Source organism: Amycolatopsis nalaikhensis, assembly GCF_030264295.1.
Taxonomy (GTDB): Bacteria; Actinomycetota; Actinomycetes; order Mycobacteriales; family Pseudonocardiaceae; genus Amycolatopsis; species Amycolatopsis nalaikhensis.
This window is the reverse complement of the sequence record NZ_CP127173.1, coordinates 266021-280515: the sequence shown is the minus strand read 5'-3', so window position 1 is coordinate 280515 and position 14495 is coordinate 266021. Positions and strand designations below refer to the sequence as shown.

Genomic DNA, 14495 nt, shown 5'->3' with positions numbered 1-14495 from the left:
ACGGCAGACCTAGGACCGCAGGTAACGCACCTGCCCGCCCTTCCCGCGCTCGTACCCGTCCCGGCCTGCGAGGTGCTCCGGAACGCCGACTTCCCACCAGGCCCCGGCTTCGGTCCACGTCGACGGCTGCGTCTTCACCACGACCACCGCCGGGCGCCGCTCCGCGACGGCAGCCTCCCGGGCCGAACCGTAGGCCGCCCGCAGGGAGTCCACAGTGGACGCCTCGAACACCACGCACCCCAATGACTCCGCATGACGCGCGAAGTCGACTCGCGGCGGCGAGGCGTGCGAAGTCGTGCAGTCCGCGTAGAAGTTGTTGAACGGCTTCCCGCCCTGGCCCTCCTGGAGCCGCGCGATCACCGCGTAGCCGTCGTTGTCGCACACGACCGCGACGAACGGGTGGCCCGCGAAAGCCGCCGAGAACAGCTCCGAGTTCAGCATCAGGTACGAGCCGTCGCCCAGCAACGTCGTCACCAGGCCGGGCCACGCGATCGCCGCGCCCCACGCCCCCGACAGCTCGTAGCCCATGCACGAGAACCCGTACTCGACGTCCATCGACAGCGAGCCGGACCCGCGCCAGCCGCCGATCAGCTCGCCCGGGAGCCCGCCCGACGCCGTCATCACGTAGTCGTCGGCCGCCGACAGGTCGTTCACCACCCCGACCACCTGGGCGTAGGACGGAACCTCCGACTCGGGAGCACGCAACGAGTCGATGTGCGCGTCCCAGGAAGCCCGCTCGGTCGCGGCCCGCGACGTCCACGACGGGTCCACGCGCCAGCTCTCCAACTGGGCACCAAGGTCGGCCAGGCCCGCGTCGGCGTCCCCGACCACCGACAACGCCCCGTGCTTCACCGCGTCGAAGCGCGCCGCGTTGAGCGTGACCAGGCGGACGTCGGGGGAGAAGACCGTCCATGACGCCGTCGTGAAGTCCTGCAGGCGTGTTCCGACTGCCAGCACCACGTCGGCCGCGGCCGCGACGGCGTTCGCCGACGTCGAGCCCGTGATGCCCAGCGGTCCCGCGTGCAGCGGGTGCGTGTGCGGCACCAGCGTGCGGCCCGCCGTCGTCTCCACGACCGGGATCCCGTGCCGCTCCGCGAAGTCGAGGGCGCGCTGCCCGGCGCCGGAGTACCGGACGCCTCCGCCGAGCACCAGCAACGGACGCCGCGACGCGCGCAGCACCCCGGCCGCCTCGGTCACCGAACGCCGGTCCGGGCGCGGGCGCAGCGGCCGGTGCAGCACCGGCGCGAACAGCGGCTCCGGGAAGTCGTACGTCTCCGCCTGGACGTCCTGCGGCAGCGCCAGGGTCACCGGCCCGGCCTCGGCCGGGTCCGTGAGCACCCGCGCGACCTGCGGCAACGTCGAGAGCAGCTGCTCGGGCCTGCTGATCCGGTCGAAGTAGCGCGAGACCGCGCGGAAGGCGTCGTTGACCGTCGCGGTCGCGTCGCCGAACGGCTCGATCTGCTGCAGGACCGGGTCCGGCGCCCGGTTGGTGAACGTGTCGCCCGGCAGCAGGAGCACCGGCAGGCGGTTCGCGTGCGCGACCCCGGCCGCGGTGACCATGTTCAGCGCGCCCGGCCCGATCGACGACGTCACGACGCCGACCTGCCGCCGGTGCGTCGCCTTCGCGTAGCCGACCGCCGCCAGCGCCATGCCTTGCTCGGTGTGCCCGCGCCAGACCGGCAGCTCGCCGCGGTGCTCCTCCAGCGCGGTGCCGAGCCCGAGCACGTTCCCGTGCCCGAAGATCGCGAAGACGCCGGGGAAGAGCGGGACTTCACGCCCGTCCAGGGTTTCCGAGCGCTGCGCGAGGAGCCAGCGGACCAGCGCCTGAGCCGTCGTCAGCTTCACTGGACACGCCCTTCGTGACTCGTGACGGGGCACCGCGGGTCGAGTTCCTGCGCCGCCCACGTGTCGCGGACCCAGCCGTGCGCGGGGTCGTCACAAAACGCCATCGACCGTTCGGAGGCCGGTCCGGCCAGGACGTTCAGGTAGTACATCGGGTAACCGGGCGCGGCCACGCACGGGCCGTGGTAGCCGCGCGGGATCAGGAAGACGTCGTGGTCGCGCACGGCCACGTCCTCGTCCAGCTCGCCGTCCGAGGTGTAGGTCCGGTGCAGGCCGAAGCCTTCGCGCGACGGCGTCACGCCGTCCCGCCCCGCGATGCGGAAGTAGTAGATCTCCTCGTTCACGACTTCGCATTCCGTTGCTTCGTCGTGCTTGTGCGGCGGGTACGACGACCAGTTCCCGCCCGGCGTGATCAGCTCGCACGCGTTGAGCTTGTCGGCGTGGTCCCACACCCCGGGGACGCCGAAGTTCGTCACCTGCCGCGTCGCCTGCCCGGCGCCGCGCACCTCCACCGGCACTTCCTCGGCGGGGCCGTACTTCGCCGACAGGCGGCGGGTGCAGCGCGCCATCGGCAACGCGACCCCGAGACCGTCCTTTGTCGACAACTCGACTTCGGCGTCACGAGGCACGTAGGCGAAGTCCGTGACGCGCGTGAAGACCGACGAGCGGCCGGTCAGCTCGAAGACTTCGCCGTCGACGCGGACCGTCGCGGAGCCGGACAGCGGCAACACGAACGCCTCGAACTCGCCGGTGTGCAGGACCCGCGTCTCGCCGGGCGCCAAGGCGAGGACCCGCAGCCCGGTGTACGTCCAGCCCGCGCTGTCCGGGGTGAGCCGGACCGGATCGGCGTCGTCGGACAATGTCCCCAGTGGACGGTGCAGCTTGCTCACTTCGCGGCCTCCAGAACCTTCGCGGCGGCTTCCACGGCGGCGCCGACGTCGCCGTCGGGCGGGTAGAGCAGGGTGCGGCCGACGACCAGGCCGCGCACGACGTCGTGGCGCAGCGTCCGGCCCCAGGAGGCCAGGTCGGCGGCCGGGTCGCCGGAGGGCACCCCGCCGAGCACGACCACCGGCAACGTCGTCGCGCCCAGGACTTCCGGCGCGTCGGTCGAGGGCAGCTTCAGCCAGGTGTGCGCGGACGTCGTCCCGAGGCCGGACGCCACCGTGACGGCCCGCGCGAGCGACACCGGATCCGTCCGCAGCACCAGCTTCCCGTCCGACTGGGCGTAGGGGAGGGGTTCGACCATCGCCACCAGCCCGTACGCCGCCAGCTCGGTGACGGCGTCGGCGCAGGCCTGCAGGGTCGGCGCGGTGCCGGGGTCGGTGTCGACCAGCCGGAGCAGCATCTTGCCGCCGTCGAGGCCGCAGTCGACCAGGGTGCGGGCGTCGTAACCGGTGAACCGGTCGTCGATCTCCCAATCCGCGCCCGCCAGACCGCCGCGGTTCATCGAGCCGAAGACGACCTTGTCGTGCAGGGCGCCGAGCAGCAGCAGTTCCTCGATGACGTCGGGGGTGCCGAGGATCCCGTCGACCGCCGGGTTCGCCAGCGCGATCAGCAGGCGTTCCAGGAGGGTCCGGCGGTCGGCCATGGCGAGCGGGTCGTCGCCGACGGCCAGCGCGCCGCGGGCCGGGTGGTCGGCCGCGACCAGGAACAGCGTGCCCTGGTCGGACAGGAGGTGGGGACGCCGTCTGCGGGTCGCGTACGCCTGCCGGATCGCGCCGGGGTTGGTGGCGCGGGTGTGCAGGAGTTCGCGCCAGCGGTCATCAGTGAGGATCACAGCAGCTCCTCGATCTCCTCGGCGGTCGGCATGGCGTCGGCGCAGGCCAGGCGGGACGTGACGAGCGCGCCCGCCGCGTTCGCGTACTCGGCGATCCGGACCGGGTCCCAGCCGGACAGCAGCCCGTGGATCAGCGCGCCGCCGAAGCCGTCGCCCGCGCCGAGCCCGCAGACGACCTCGACGCGCTGGGGCGGCACGGTCCACCGCCCGTCCGGGGTCGCCACGAGCACGCCCTCGGCACCCTTCTTGATCACCGCCAGCCGCAGACCCCGTGAAAGCATGCGGTCCGCGGCGGCGTCCGGGTCCGCGGTGCCGACGGCGACCTCGACCTCGGCGCGGTTGCCGACCGCGACAGTGACGTGGTCGAGCATCCCGCCGATCTCCTCCCGCGCCTGGTCGGCCGAAGGCCAGAACATCGGCCGGTAGTCCAGGTCCAGCACGGTGTGCTCCCGGCGGCCCCGGGTTTCGAGGATCTTCCGCTGGGTGGCCCGCGCGGGTTCGGCGGAGACGCCGGTGCCGGTGACCCACAGCAGCGGCACCGACTCGACGACGTCCCAGGGCACGTCTTCGTCGGTGAGCGTGAGGTCCGGTGCGATGGGGGAGCGGTAGAACAGCAACGGCGGATCCGCGGGTGGGTTCAGCTCGCAGAACACCACCGGCGTCTGGAGATCCGGTGAGGTGCCCACATAGGACGGTGAGACGCCGAAGCCGTCGAGGGCCTGCCGGACGTAGTCGCCGAAGCCGTCCGGGCCGACTTTGGTCAGCACCGCCGTCGACCGCCCGAGCCGCGCGGCGGCGACCGCGACGTTGGTCGCGGTGCCGCCGAGCGACTTGGCGAAGGTGCTGACCCCGGCCAGCGGCACGCCGCTCTGCTCCGGGTAGAGGTCGACCCCGACCCGGCCGATGGTCAACGCTTCGAGACTCACGCCTTCTCCACCTGCCGCAGCTCGTGTTCGAGGGCGTCCAGTTCCGCACCGCCTGCCATCTGCCGCGTCAGTTCGTTGATGTCGATCTCGGACTTCTCGTAGTGCCCGAGCGAGGCACCCCGCTTGAGCAGCAGGAACCGGTCGGCGACGGGGTAGGCGTGGTGCGGGTTGTGCGTGATCAGCACGACGCCGAGCCCGCGATCCCGCGCCTGCGCGACGTACTTCAGCACCACCCCGGCCTGCTTGACGCCGAGCGCGGCGGTCGGTTCGTCGAGGATCAGCACCTTCGCGCCGAAGTACACCGCCCGCGCGATCGCGACGCACTGGCGTTCGCCGCCGGAGAGCGTCCCGACCGGCTGCTCGACGTCCCGCAGGTCGATGCCCATGTCGGACAACGCCTTCTTCGTCGTCTCCCGTCCCTTGCGACGGTCCAGCATCCGGAACGGGCCGAAGCCCGTCGTCGGCTCGGAGCCGAGGAAGAAGTTCCGCCAGACGCTCATCAGCGGCACCACGGCGAGGTCCTGGTACACGGTCGCGATGCCGCGATCGAGGGCCTCGCGCGGGGACGCGAACCGCACCGGCTCGCCCTCGACGAGGAACTCGCCGCGGTCGTGCTGGTGCACCCCGGCCAGGATCTTGATCAGCGTGGACTTCCCGGCGCCGTTGTCGCCGAGCACGCAGGTCACCTCGCCCGCGTTGACCACAGTGGACACATCGCGCAGCGCGATCACGCTGCCGTAGGTCTTTCCTATGTCGCGTACTTCCAGCAAGGTCATCGGCGTACCCTCTCCGCGCGGCGCCGGAAGGCGTTGTTCACCAGGACCGCGGCCAGCAGCATGATGCCGAGGAACAGCATGAACCAGTCGCTGTTCCACTGCGCGAACACGATGCCCTGGCGCGCCATGCCGAAGATCAGCGCGCCGATCGCCGCGCCCACCGCCGAGCCGAACCCGCCGGTGAGCAGGCAGCCGCCGATCACCGCGGCGATGATGTACTGGAACTCCAGCCCGATGCCCTGGTTCGCCTGGACGCTCGCGAACCGCAGGATGTTGATCGAGCCAACCAGCCACGCGCCGAGCGCGGTGCCCATGAACAGCAGGATCTTCGTGCGCACCACCGGCACGCCGACCGAGCGGGCCGACACCTGCGACCCGCCGACCGCGAAGATCCAGTTGCCGAACCGGGTCCGCACCAGCAGCCACGCGGCGATCGCCGTGACGACGATCCACCACACGATCGACGACTGGAACTCGGTGCCGCCGATGTTGAAGGTCGAGGCGAACAGCGCGCCCGCGGACTCGTAGCCGCTGGTCGAGCGCATGCCCGAGACCTGGACGGTGTTGGTCACCCAGCGCGTCACGCCGAGGTTGAGCCCCTGCAGGGCCAGGAACGACCCCAGCGTGACGATGAAGCTGGGCAGTCCGGTCTTCATGACCAGCCAGCCGTTGAACGCGCCGACGCCGAGCGCGAACACCAGCGACACGAGCAGCGCGAGCCAGACGTTCCAGCCCGCCTGCGTCGCGAGGATCGCCGTGACCAGCGACGTCGACGCCGTCATCACGCCCGCGGACAGGTCGAATTCGCCGCCGACCATGAGCAGCGCGACCACCACGGCCATGATGCCCAGCGTCGAGGAGTCGTCGAGCCAGGTCGCCACACCCAGCGGGCTGAGGAACTGGCTGGTCACGACCGAGAAGAAGACGAACACCAGCACGGCTCCGAGGAGCGCGCCGATCTCGGGCCGGACGACCAGGCGGTCGGTCAGGCTCTTCTTGGCGACGCGCTCGTCGGGCTGCGCCTGGATCTCACCCGCCTTTGGGGGGCCCAGGGGGGCTTGCCCCCCGGCTGGGGTCTGGGGCTCGGCCCCAGATGATGGAGCAGTCATCGCGTGCCGCGCTGGGCGTAGGGAGCGATGGTGTCGATGTTGGTCTTGTCGACGAAGCCGGGGCCGGTCTGCACGGGCTTGCCGCCGCCGATGGTGTTGCCGTTCTCCTTGTACAGCTTGAGGAACACGATCGGCAGGTAGCCCTGCTCGTACTGCTGCTGGTCGACGGCGAAGAGGATGCTGCCGTCCTTGATGGCCGCGACGACGTCGGCGTTGAGGTCGAACGTGGCCACCTGCGCCTTGGAGCTCGCCTCCTTGGCCGCGCTCACCGCGCGGGCCGCGACCTGCGAGTTCAGTGCCAGCACGGCGTCGATCGACGGGTCGGACTGCAGCGCGCCGCGGATGCGGGCCTGCGCGTCGGTCGGGTTGGAGATGTCGACCTGCAGCGTGGTGACGTTGCCGAAGGTCTGCTTCGCGCCGTCGCAGCGCTGGTTCTGGCCGATGTTGCCGGCTTCGTGGATGACGCAAAGCAGCTTCGTCTTGCCCGCCGCCTTGAGCCGCTGCCCGGCGCCCTGGCCCGCGAGGCCTTCGCTCTGCCCGACGTGCGCGATCGCGCCGAACTGCGCGCTGGAGTCCTCGCCGGAGTTGATCGTGACGACCGGGATGCCGGCCTTGACCGCGTTCTGGATCGACGTCTGCAGGGCCTGCGGGTTCGCCATGGAGACGACCAGGCCGCCGACCTTCTGCGCGACGGCGTTGTCGATCAGCCGGGCCTGGTTGCCGGGGTCGCCGTCGGCGAAGTAGTCGACGCCGATGTTCAGGTCTTTGCCCGCCTGTTCGGCGCCGTTCTTGACGACGTTCCAGAACGCGTCGCCCGCGGTGCCGTGGGTGACCACGGCGACCTTGAACGGGCCGCCCGTGCTCGGTGCCGCCGCGGCCGATGAGCTGGAGGTGTTCGAGTTGTCGGCGGCCGGGCCGCTGCAGGCGGACAGGACCAGCCCGGCGGCGGCGAGCGCCGCCACTCCGGCCAGCTTCTTGATTGAGAACACAGTCACTCCTTTGGGACCAGGGTTTTCAGAGGGAGCCGATGATCTTCGCGAGGTGGGCCAGGCTGCGCTCGGTGTCCCGCCGGGGTAGGTCGTCGGGGCTCGAGTCGCCGAGGGCGGTGTCCTGTTCGAGGACGTACCAGCCGTCGTAACCGGCCGCCTGGACGGAGCGCACCATCGCCGCCACGTCCACGTCCCCCTCGCCGAGCGGGGTGTAGATGCCCCGCCCGACCGCGTCGGTGTAGCCGAGCCGGCCCGCGCGGACCTCGGCCGCCAGGTCTTCTCGGACGTCCTTGAGATGCACGTGCCCCACCCGTTCGGGATACCGCTGCGCCAGCTCGACCGGATCCGTCCCGCCGATCATCAGGTGCCCGGTGTCGAGGCACAAGCCGAGATCGGTGTCGGCGAGGAACCGCTCGACCTCGGCCCGCTGTTCCACGTGCGTCCCGACGTGCGGGTGCAGCACCGTGCGCAGGCCGTGGGCGGCGGCGATGTCGCGGATCTTCCCGGCGGTGTCGACGAGCGTCGCCCATTCGGCGTCGGTGAGCTTCGGGCGTTCGTCGTAGCCGTCGAGGCCGGTCGCGGCGGCGAGCACGAGGACGTCGCCGCCGCACGCGGCGAACAGCGCGGCCGACTCTTCGGCCTGCTTCAGCGCGTCTTCCTGGTTCTCGTGCAGCACGACGGCGAGGAAGCCGCCGACGAGCCGCAGGTCGTAGCCGTCGAGCAGGGCCCGCAGCTCGGCCGGGTCGCGCGGGAGGTACCCGGGCGGGCCGAGCTCGGTGGCCTGGACGCCCAGCTCCCGCATCTCGCCGAGCACGGTCGCCGCGTCCAGCACCCGCCCCCACCCCGGCACTTCGCACACCCCCCAGGAGATCGGGGCCGCGGCTACTCGGATCGTCGCTGTCATCGGGACTCCGTTGCTCTGATCGGGTGCGTTGGAGCGCTCTATTGATTAGAGCGCTCTAATCTTGTAGCGTCCGTCACACCAAGTCAAGGCCGAGTTTCCGGTGATCAGGGGAGGTGCCGCATGCGTCCGACGATGGAGGATGTCGCTGCCCGAGCGGGAGTTTCGCGCGCCCTCGTGTCACTGGTGATGCGGAATTCCCCGAAGGTCTCCGCGGCCCGGCGCACGGCGGTGCTGCGCGCGGCCGAGGAACTGGGCTACCAGCCGCACGTGATGGCGCGTTCGCTGGCCAGCCGCACGTCCACGGTGCTCGGCGTGATGGTCAACGACCTGCGCAACGCCTTCTTCGCCGACGTCGTCGAGGGGCTGGACGCGGCCGCGCAGGCCGCGGGCTTCGACCTCATCCTCAACACCGGCGGCCGCAGCCCCGCGCGCGAGGCGAACGCCCTGCGCAGCCTGCTTTCCTTCCGCCCGGCCGGGGTCATCCTGCTCTCGCCGGTGGTGCCCGCGTCGGCCATCGAAGCCGCGTCGCGGCAGTGCCCGGTGGTGCTGGTTTCGCGCACGTCGCGAGTGTCCGGTGTGGACACCGTGAACGACGACGGCGAGGCCGGGTCCGCGCTGGCCGTCGACCACCTCGTGGGCCTCGGGCACCGGCGGATCGCCCACCTCGACGGCGGCGGCGCGGCCGGGGCGGCCCAGCGGCGCCGCGGGTTCCAGGCGGCCATGCGGCGGCACGGCCTCGAGCCGGTCGTCGTGCGCAGCGAGCACACCGACACCGGCGGCGAGAAGGCGGTGCGGGAGCTGCTGGCGACGTACTCGCGGGCCGAGCTGCCGACGGGGTTGGTGGCGGGCAACGACTTCAACGCCGTCGGCGCGATCTCCGCGTTGGAGGAGGCCGGGCTGCGGGTGCCGGAGGACGTCTCGGTCGTCGGCTACGACAACACGTCGCTGGCCGCGCTGCGGCACCTCTCCCTGACCACGGTGGACCAGCCGCGCACCGAAATGGGGCGGCTGGCCTTCGAGGCGTTGATCGAACGGGTGCGGGGCGAGCGGACCGAACCGGTCCGGCACCTGCTGCACCCGTCCCTGGTGGTCCGCGCGACCACCGCCGAGGTTTCCGCGACAGGAGGAGCACCACGATGAGGTTGGGACTGGCGGGCACCGGCCGGATCGGCACCGCGCACGCGGAGACGCTGAAGGGCTTCGAAGAGGTCGAATCGGTCGTCGTGGCCGACGTCGACACCGCGCGCGCCGCGTCCGCCGCCGCGAAGCTCGGGGTCGAGGCGGCGCCTTCGCTGGACGCGTTGTTCGCCGCGGGCTTGGACGGGCTGGTCGTCACGGCGGCCACCGACGCGCACCCGGGCCTGATCATCGCGGCGGTCGACGCGGGGATCCCGGTGTTCTGCGAGAAGCCGGTCGCCGCGGACATCCCCGGCACCCTCGCGGTCATCGACCGCATCGGCGCGTCGGACGTGCCGGTCCAGATCGGGTTCCAGCGCCGGTTCGACGCGGGCTACGCGGCGGCGCGGGCGGCGGTCGCGTCCGGCGAGCTGGGCTGGCTGCACACGCTGCGGGCGACGACGTTCGACCCGGCGCCCCCGCCGGCGGAGTACGTCGCCCACTCGGGTGGCCTGTTCCGCGACTGCGGCGTCCACGACTTCGACATCATCCGCTGGGTGAGCGGCCGCGAGGTCACCGAGGTGTACGCGATCGGCGCCAACCGCGGGGAGCAGTTCTTCGTCGACGCGGGCGACGTCGACACGGCGGCGGCGACGCTCACCCTGGACGACGGAACCTTGGCGACGGTGTCGCTGACCCGCTACAACGGCGCGGGCTACGACGTGCGGCTCGACGTCCTGGGCTCGGTGTCCGGCGTGGTCGTCGGCCTGGACGACCGGTCGCCGCTGCGCTCGGTCGAGCCGGGAGTGGCGCCCCTGCCCGGGCCCGCGTACCCGGGGTTCATGGAGCGCTTCCGGCCCGCGTACACGACGGAACTGCGGGCGTTCCTGGACGTCGTCGCGGGCCGGGCGCCTTCGCCGTGCGTCGCGGCGGATGCGCTCGAGGCGTTCTACATCGCGGAGGCGTGCGAGGTCTCGCGACGCGAAAGGCGTCCGGTGGAGCTGGCGGAGGTCAGGCGCTGAGCAGCTTCCGGACGGCGCGTTCCACGAGGGTGACGGCCTTCGGCGGCGGCGTGCGGCCGGTGGACAGGTAGCGGTGGACGACCGCGCGGGGGATCTCGACCAGGGCCAGGACGACGTCTTCGCCGGTGCAGCCGGTGAGCGGCGGCAGGTTCACGGTGGCGGCCTTGAGGGCCTTGCGCAGGTCGGTTTCGCCCTCGGCCACGGCTTTCCGCGCTTCCGGTGACCAGTCGGCGGGACCGAAGGCCTGCTTGCCCGCGTCGAGGACGCGGCCGCCGTCGGGGTGCTTGCGGCACCAGTGGACGACGCTGGTCGCGGCCTCGACGGCGGCGTCGAGCGTCGTCGCGTCGCCGAGGGCCTGGGTGAAGGTGTCCTGGAAGTCGCCGACGGTGCTCAGCCACAGCGCCGACAGCAGGGCCGGGCGGTCGGGGAAGCGGTGGTAGATCGAGCCGTTGGGGGCGCCGGCGGCCTTGGCGGTGGCGGCCATGGTGACGGCCCGCGCGCCGCCGTCGGCGAAGAGCTTCGTGGCGGCGTCGAGGAACTGCTGCGTGGTGTGCGTCGCGGGACGGCCCATGTTGTAGAGACTATCCTCTACTATGTTCTGGAGGACAGTCTCCAGAACGGGAGGGCTCGACGATGGTCCGCAACGTCCACACCCGGCGGTTCCCGGTGGCTTCGGACGCCTTGGTGCCGCTGCTGGAAACGCTCGGCACCCCGGAGGACCGCCTGTGGCCGGTCGCCGACTGGCCGCCGACCCGCCTGGACGGCCCGCGCGTCCCGGGCACCCCGGCCGGTCACGGCCCGGTCCGGTACGTGCTGGAGGAGGTGACGCCGACACGGCTGCGGTTCCGCTTCACGGCGCCGGCGGGCGTCCACGGGCACCACGAGTTCCTGATCGCGGACGGCACGCTGACGCACGTGCTGGAGGCGACGCTGCACGGCTCGGCGCGGCTGAGCTGGCCGTTGTTCTTCCGCCCGATGCACGACGCGCTGCTGGAGCAGCTGCTGGACCGGGCGGAGCTGGCGCTGACCGGAGCGGTGGCGCGGCCGGTGCGGTGGTCGCCGTACGTGCGGTTCCTGCGGGCACTCGGCCGGCCGCGGCGGTCCCGGGTGCGCGCGGAGGTTTAGGCGACCGGCGGTTGCGGAACGGTTCCTGCTACCGCTCGCACCCCCGCCGACCGCGGCGGTCCTGGGCGCGCGCCGGGTCTAGGCGACCAAGACGATCACCAGGACCACGGCGACGAGGACAATCGCGCTCGCGATGGCGAGCACGACTTTGGTGTTCTTCCCTGGCGCGGGCGAAGTCGGCTCAGGCGGCCGCGTGCCCGGCGGGAAGTGGACCCAGGCCGCCTCTCGCCCGCCGCACTCGACGCACGCCGAACTCATCGAGAGGATCTCCTCGGTGCGCCCCTGGTTCGCGGCCGTTCCGCCCACCCGGCGTCCCTCGCGGGCCAGGTCGCGCAGCTGGAGGACCTGGTAGGAGTACCGGAAACCACAGCTCAGGCACCACAGTTCGGTGCCTTCGGCGGCCGCCGCGAAAGCCGTGTTCTCGTCCAGGCGCCGCTTGAGCACGTCCCACAGCCGTTCGACGTGGTCGAGTGCCGAGACGGCGTCGAACGGCGTCGCCAAGACCGCGATCCGGCTGTCGAGGACGTCCGCGCCGAAGTCCGCGAAGTCCTGCCGGACCGGGTACGCGGCACCGCCGATCGTCAGCTCCAAGACGGCCTCCCGGCGCGTGGCGGATCGAGCGCGCCGAGTCTAACCGTTCCGGTGGGATCCGGCCGCCGCCAGCCGCGGGAGGATCTCCGTCCGCACGTACTCCCGCGCGTCCCGCGACGGCAGGATGTGCGGCCCCTGCACCCACACCACGCCGTGCCGCACTGCCGCAGCCGTCACCCGCTCCCGCAGCTCACCCACCACTCCCGCGCCCAGCACCAGCGCGTCCACCAAGCCGAGGCGGGACAACGCCGCCTCCTCCGAAACGACGCCGTCCGCGGCGAGACCCGCCGCGGACAGCGCCGCCGTCACCCTCGAGACCGTGGCCGGGTTGCGGCCGAACAGCAGCACCTTCATGCCGCCCAGGCTCACACCTCAAGGGCACTCGAGGTCAAGCGAGCTCGAGCGTCGGGTGGTACATCTCCAGCCAGTGGTACAGGTCGAGCAGCCGGTCCAGGCCGACGCGGGCCGCCGGTGCCATGGTCGCCGGGTCCACTTCGGACACCCGGTGCGCCCACGCCTTGTCCACCAGGCCGAACACCTCGTGGCCCGGCTCGGCGAGGACCTCCTTGACCTGCTGCTGCAGCGCCGCCGCGTAGCCGGGGTCCTGCGTCGACGGGTACGGGCTCTTCACCCGGTCGCGCACCGAGTCCGGCAGCACGTGCTTGGTCGCGTGGCGCAGGAGGCTCTTCTCGCGGCCGTCGAACGTCTTCAGCGACCATGGCGTGTTGTACACGTACTCGACCAGCCGGTGGTCGCAGAACGGCACGCGGACCTCGAGCCCCACCGCCATCGACGCGCGGTCCTTGCGGTCCAGCAGCATCCGCACGAACCGGGTCAGGTGCAGGTGGCAGATCGTCCGCATCCGCGCCTCGCGCTCGGACTCGCCGTCCAGGTGCTCGACCGACGCGACCGCCGTGGCGTACTGGTCGGCGACGTACGACTCGAGGTCCAGCTTCCGCCGCAGCTCGGTCGTGTACAGCGAGGCCCGCTCGTCCATCATCGACGTCCGGAACGCCAGCCACGGGAACGTGTCCGCGTTGACCGCCTTCTCGTCGTGGAACCAGCGGTAGCCGCCGAACACCTCGTCGGCCGACTCGCCCGACAGCGCCACCGTCGACTGGCCGCGGATCGCCTTGAACAGCAGGTACAGCGACGTGTCCATGTCGCCGAGGCCGGCCGGGATGTCCCGGGCCCGCAGCACCGCGCGCCGCACCTCGGGGTCGGTCAGGTCGCCCGGGTTGAGCATGACGTCTTCGTGCGCGGAGTTCACCAGGCGGGCGACGTCCCGCACGAACGGCGAGTCCGCGGTGTCGCGCATCTCGTCCGGCTTGAAGTTCTCCTCCTGGCCGAAGAAGTCGACCGAGAACGTCCGCAGCTGCTCGCCCTGTTCGGCCAGCCGCGCGGCCGCGAGCCCGGTGACGGCGCTCGAGTCGAGCCCGCCCGACAGCAGCACGCAGCGGGGCACGTCGGCGACGAGCTGCCGGTTGACGATGTCGGTCATCAGCTCGCGCACGCGCGCGACCGTCGTCTCCTGGTCGTCGGTGTGCTGCTTCGCGTCCAGCTTCCAGTACGTGCGAGTGCGGATGCCCTCGCGCGAAACCGTGACGATCGTGCCGGGCTGGACCTCTTCCATGCCCTTCCACAGCGACCAGCCGGGCCGCTTGGTGAACGCCATCAGCTCGCGCAGGCCCTCGGTGTCGACGACCTTCTTCGCGATCGGGTTGGCCAGGATCGCCTTCGGCTCGGAGCCGAACAGGACGCCGTCGGGCGTCGGGTAGTAGTAGAACGGCTTGATGCCCATCCGGTCGCGGATCATGACGAGCCGGTCGTCGCGCTCGTCCCAGATCGCGAAGGCGTACATGCCGTTGAGGTGGTCGACGACCTCGTCGCCCCACTGCAGGTAGCCGTGCAGCACGACCTCGGTGTCGCTGTCGGTCTCCCACGTGTGGCCGAGCTTCGTCAGCTCTTCCTTCAGTTCGGTGAAGTTGTAGGCCTCGCCGCTGTAGACCATCGCGACGTCGCCGTTCGGCGTGCGCACCGTCATCGGCTGACGGCCGCCGGGCAGGTCGATGATCGCCAGCCGACGGTGGCCCAGCGCGACGTGCGTGCGCACCCAGGTGCCCGAGTCGTCCGGCCCGCGGCAGGCCATGGTCCCCGTCATGGCGTCGACCACGTCCTGGCGGCGGGTGAGGTCGGCGTCGTAGGAAACCCAGCCGGTGATACCGCACATGGGAAAACCCCTCTCCCAACGATTTGCTTAGCCGATACAACTATCGGTAACACAGGTGTAACACGGTATGACGATCTTGTCTGCCCGA

The 14495-nt window shown here is 71.5% G+C and carries 15 protein-coding genes; 3 read left to right on the top strand and 12 right to left on the bottom strand.

What is annotated here, in order from left to right:
* Window positions 1-9 precede the first annotated feature (9 nt).
* From iolD to QP939_RS01390, 8 genes are all read right to left on the bottom strand, one after another.
* Window positions 10-1845, bottom strand: a complete 1836-nt coding sequence (iolD, locus tag QP939_RS01425; protein ID WP_285454647.1) for a 3D-(3,5/4)-trihydroxycyclohexane-1,2-dione acylhydrolase (decyclizing) — start codon at window positions 1843-1845, stop codon at window positions 10-12.
* Window positions 1842-2732, bottom strand: coding sequence for a 5-deoxy-glucuronate isomerase (gene iolB, locus QP939_RS01420; protein ID WP_285454646.1), 891 nt, complete (start codon window positions 2730-2732; stop codon window positions 1842-1844). Before iolB ends, iolD begins: the two co-directional genes overlap by 4 nt.
* Window positions 2729-3619 carry a Cgl0159 family (beta/alpha)8-fold protein gene (locus QP939_RS01415; RefSeq protein ID WP_285454645.1) on the bottom strand — a complete coding sequence of 297 codons (891 nt, stop codon included), beginning with the start codon at window positions 3617-3619 and terminating at the stop codon, window positions 2729-2731. The genes iolB and QP939_RS01415 overlap by 4 nt, the downstream gene beginning before the upstream one ends.
* Complete coding sequence (gene iolC, locus QP939_RS01410; protein ID WP_285454644.1) at window positions 3616-4545, bottom strand: 5-dehydro-2-deoxygluconokinase; 930 nt, start codon at window positions 4543-4545, stop codon at window positions 3616-3618. Before iolC ends, QP939_RS01415 begins: the two co-directional genes overlap by 4 nt.
* Window positions 4542-5321, bottom strand: coding sequence for an ATP-binding cassette domain-containing protein (locus tag QP939_RS01405; RefSeq protein ID WP_285454643.1), 780 nt, complete (start codon window positions 5319-5321; stop codon window positions 4542-4544). Before QP939_RS01405 ends, iolC begins: the two co-directional genes overlap by 4 nt.
* On the bottom strand, window positions 5318-6259 hold the full coding sequence (locus QP939_RS01400; RefSeq protein WP_285459608.1) for an ABC transporter permease: 942 nt from the start codon (window positions 6257-6259) through the stop codon (window positions 5318-5320). The genes QP939_RS01405 and QP939_RS01400 overlap by 4 nt, the downstream gene beginning before the upstream one ends.
* A gap of 167 nt (window positions 6260-6426) precedes the next feature.
* Entirely contained in the window at window positions 6427-7419 is a 993-nt protein-coding gene (locus QP939_RS01395; RefSeq protein WP_285454641.1) for a sugar ABC transporter substrate-binding protein, read from the bottom strand.
* A 25-nt stretch (window positions 7420-7444) separates the two neighbouring features.
* Window positions 7445-8323: a TIM barrel protein gene (locus QP939_RS01390; RefSeq protein ID WP_285454640.1), complete on the bottom strand. Its 879-nt coding sequence runs from the start codon at window positions 8321-8323 to the stop codon at window positions 7445-7447.
* A 120-nt stretch (window positions 8324-8443) separates the two neighbouring features.
* Here QP939_RS01390 and QP939_RS01385 point away from each other — a divergent pair, with 120 nt between their 5' ends.
* Together QP939_RS01385 and QP939_RS01380 are read left to right on the top strand one after the other, a co-directional pair.
* Window positions 8444-9463: a LacI family DNA-binding transcriptional regulator gene (locus QP939_RS01385; RefSeq protein WP_285454639.1), complete on the top strand. Its 1020-nt coding sequence runs from the start codon at window positions 8444-8446 to the stop codon at window positions 9461-9463.
* Entirely contained in the window at window positions 9460-10461 is a 1002-nt protein-coding gene (locus QP939_RS01380) for a Gfo/Idh/MocA family protein (RefSeq protein WP_285454637.1), read from the top strand. Before QP939_RS01385 ends, QP939_RS01380 begins: the two co-directional genes overlap by 4 nt.
* On the opposite strand, the gene QP939_RS01375 is transcribed toward QP939_RS01380, so the two are convergent.
* The gene (locus QP939_RS01375) at window positions 10451-11032 is read right to left on the bottom strand and encodes a TetR/AcrR family transcriptional regulator (protein ID WP_285454636.1); all 582 of its coding nucleotides are present in this window, start codon (window positions 11030-11032) and stop codon (window positions 10451-10453) included. The two genes, QP939_RS01380 and QP939_RS01375, sit on opposite strands and share 11 nt — an antisense overlap.
* A gap of 62 nt (window positions 11033-11094) precedes the next feature.
* On the opposite strand from QP939_RS01375, the gene QP939_RS01370 reads away from it, so the two are divergent.
* A complete protein-coding gene (locus QP939_RS01370; RefSeq protein WP_285454635.1) occupies window positions 11095-11586 on the top strand; it encodes an SRPBCC family protein in 492 nt (163 codons plus the stop codon).
* A 78-nt stretch (window positions 11587-11664) separates the two neighbouring features.
* On the opposite strand, the gene QP939_RS01365 is transcribed toward QP939_RS01370, so the two are convergent.
* Genes QP939_RS01365 through asnB form a run of 3 tightly spaced genes read right to left on the bottom strand, consistent with a single transcriptional unit; the run spans window position 11665 to window position 14407 of the window.
* Window positions 11665-12177 (bottom strand): hypothetical protein, encoded by a 513-nt coding sequence (locus QP939_RS01365; RefSeq protein ID WP_285454634.1) that lies wholly within the window; start codon window positions 12175-12177, stop codon window positions 11665-11667.
* Between the two features lie 39 nt (window positions 12178-12216).
* The gene (locus tag QP939_RS01360; protein ID WP_285454633.1) at window positions 12217-12531 is read right to left on the bottom strand and encodes a hypothetical protein; all 315 of its coding nucleotides are present in this window, start codon (window positions 12529-12531) and stop codon (window positions 12217-12219) included.
* A gap of 34 nt (window positions 12532-12565) precedes the next feature.
* Entirely contained in the window at window positions 12566-14407 is a 1842-nt protein-coding gene (gene asnB / locus QP939_RS01355; RefSeq protein WP_285454632.1) for an asparagine synthase (glutamine-hydrolyzing), read from the bottom strand.
* Window positions 14408-14495 lie beyond the last annotated feature (88 nt).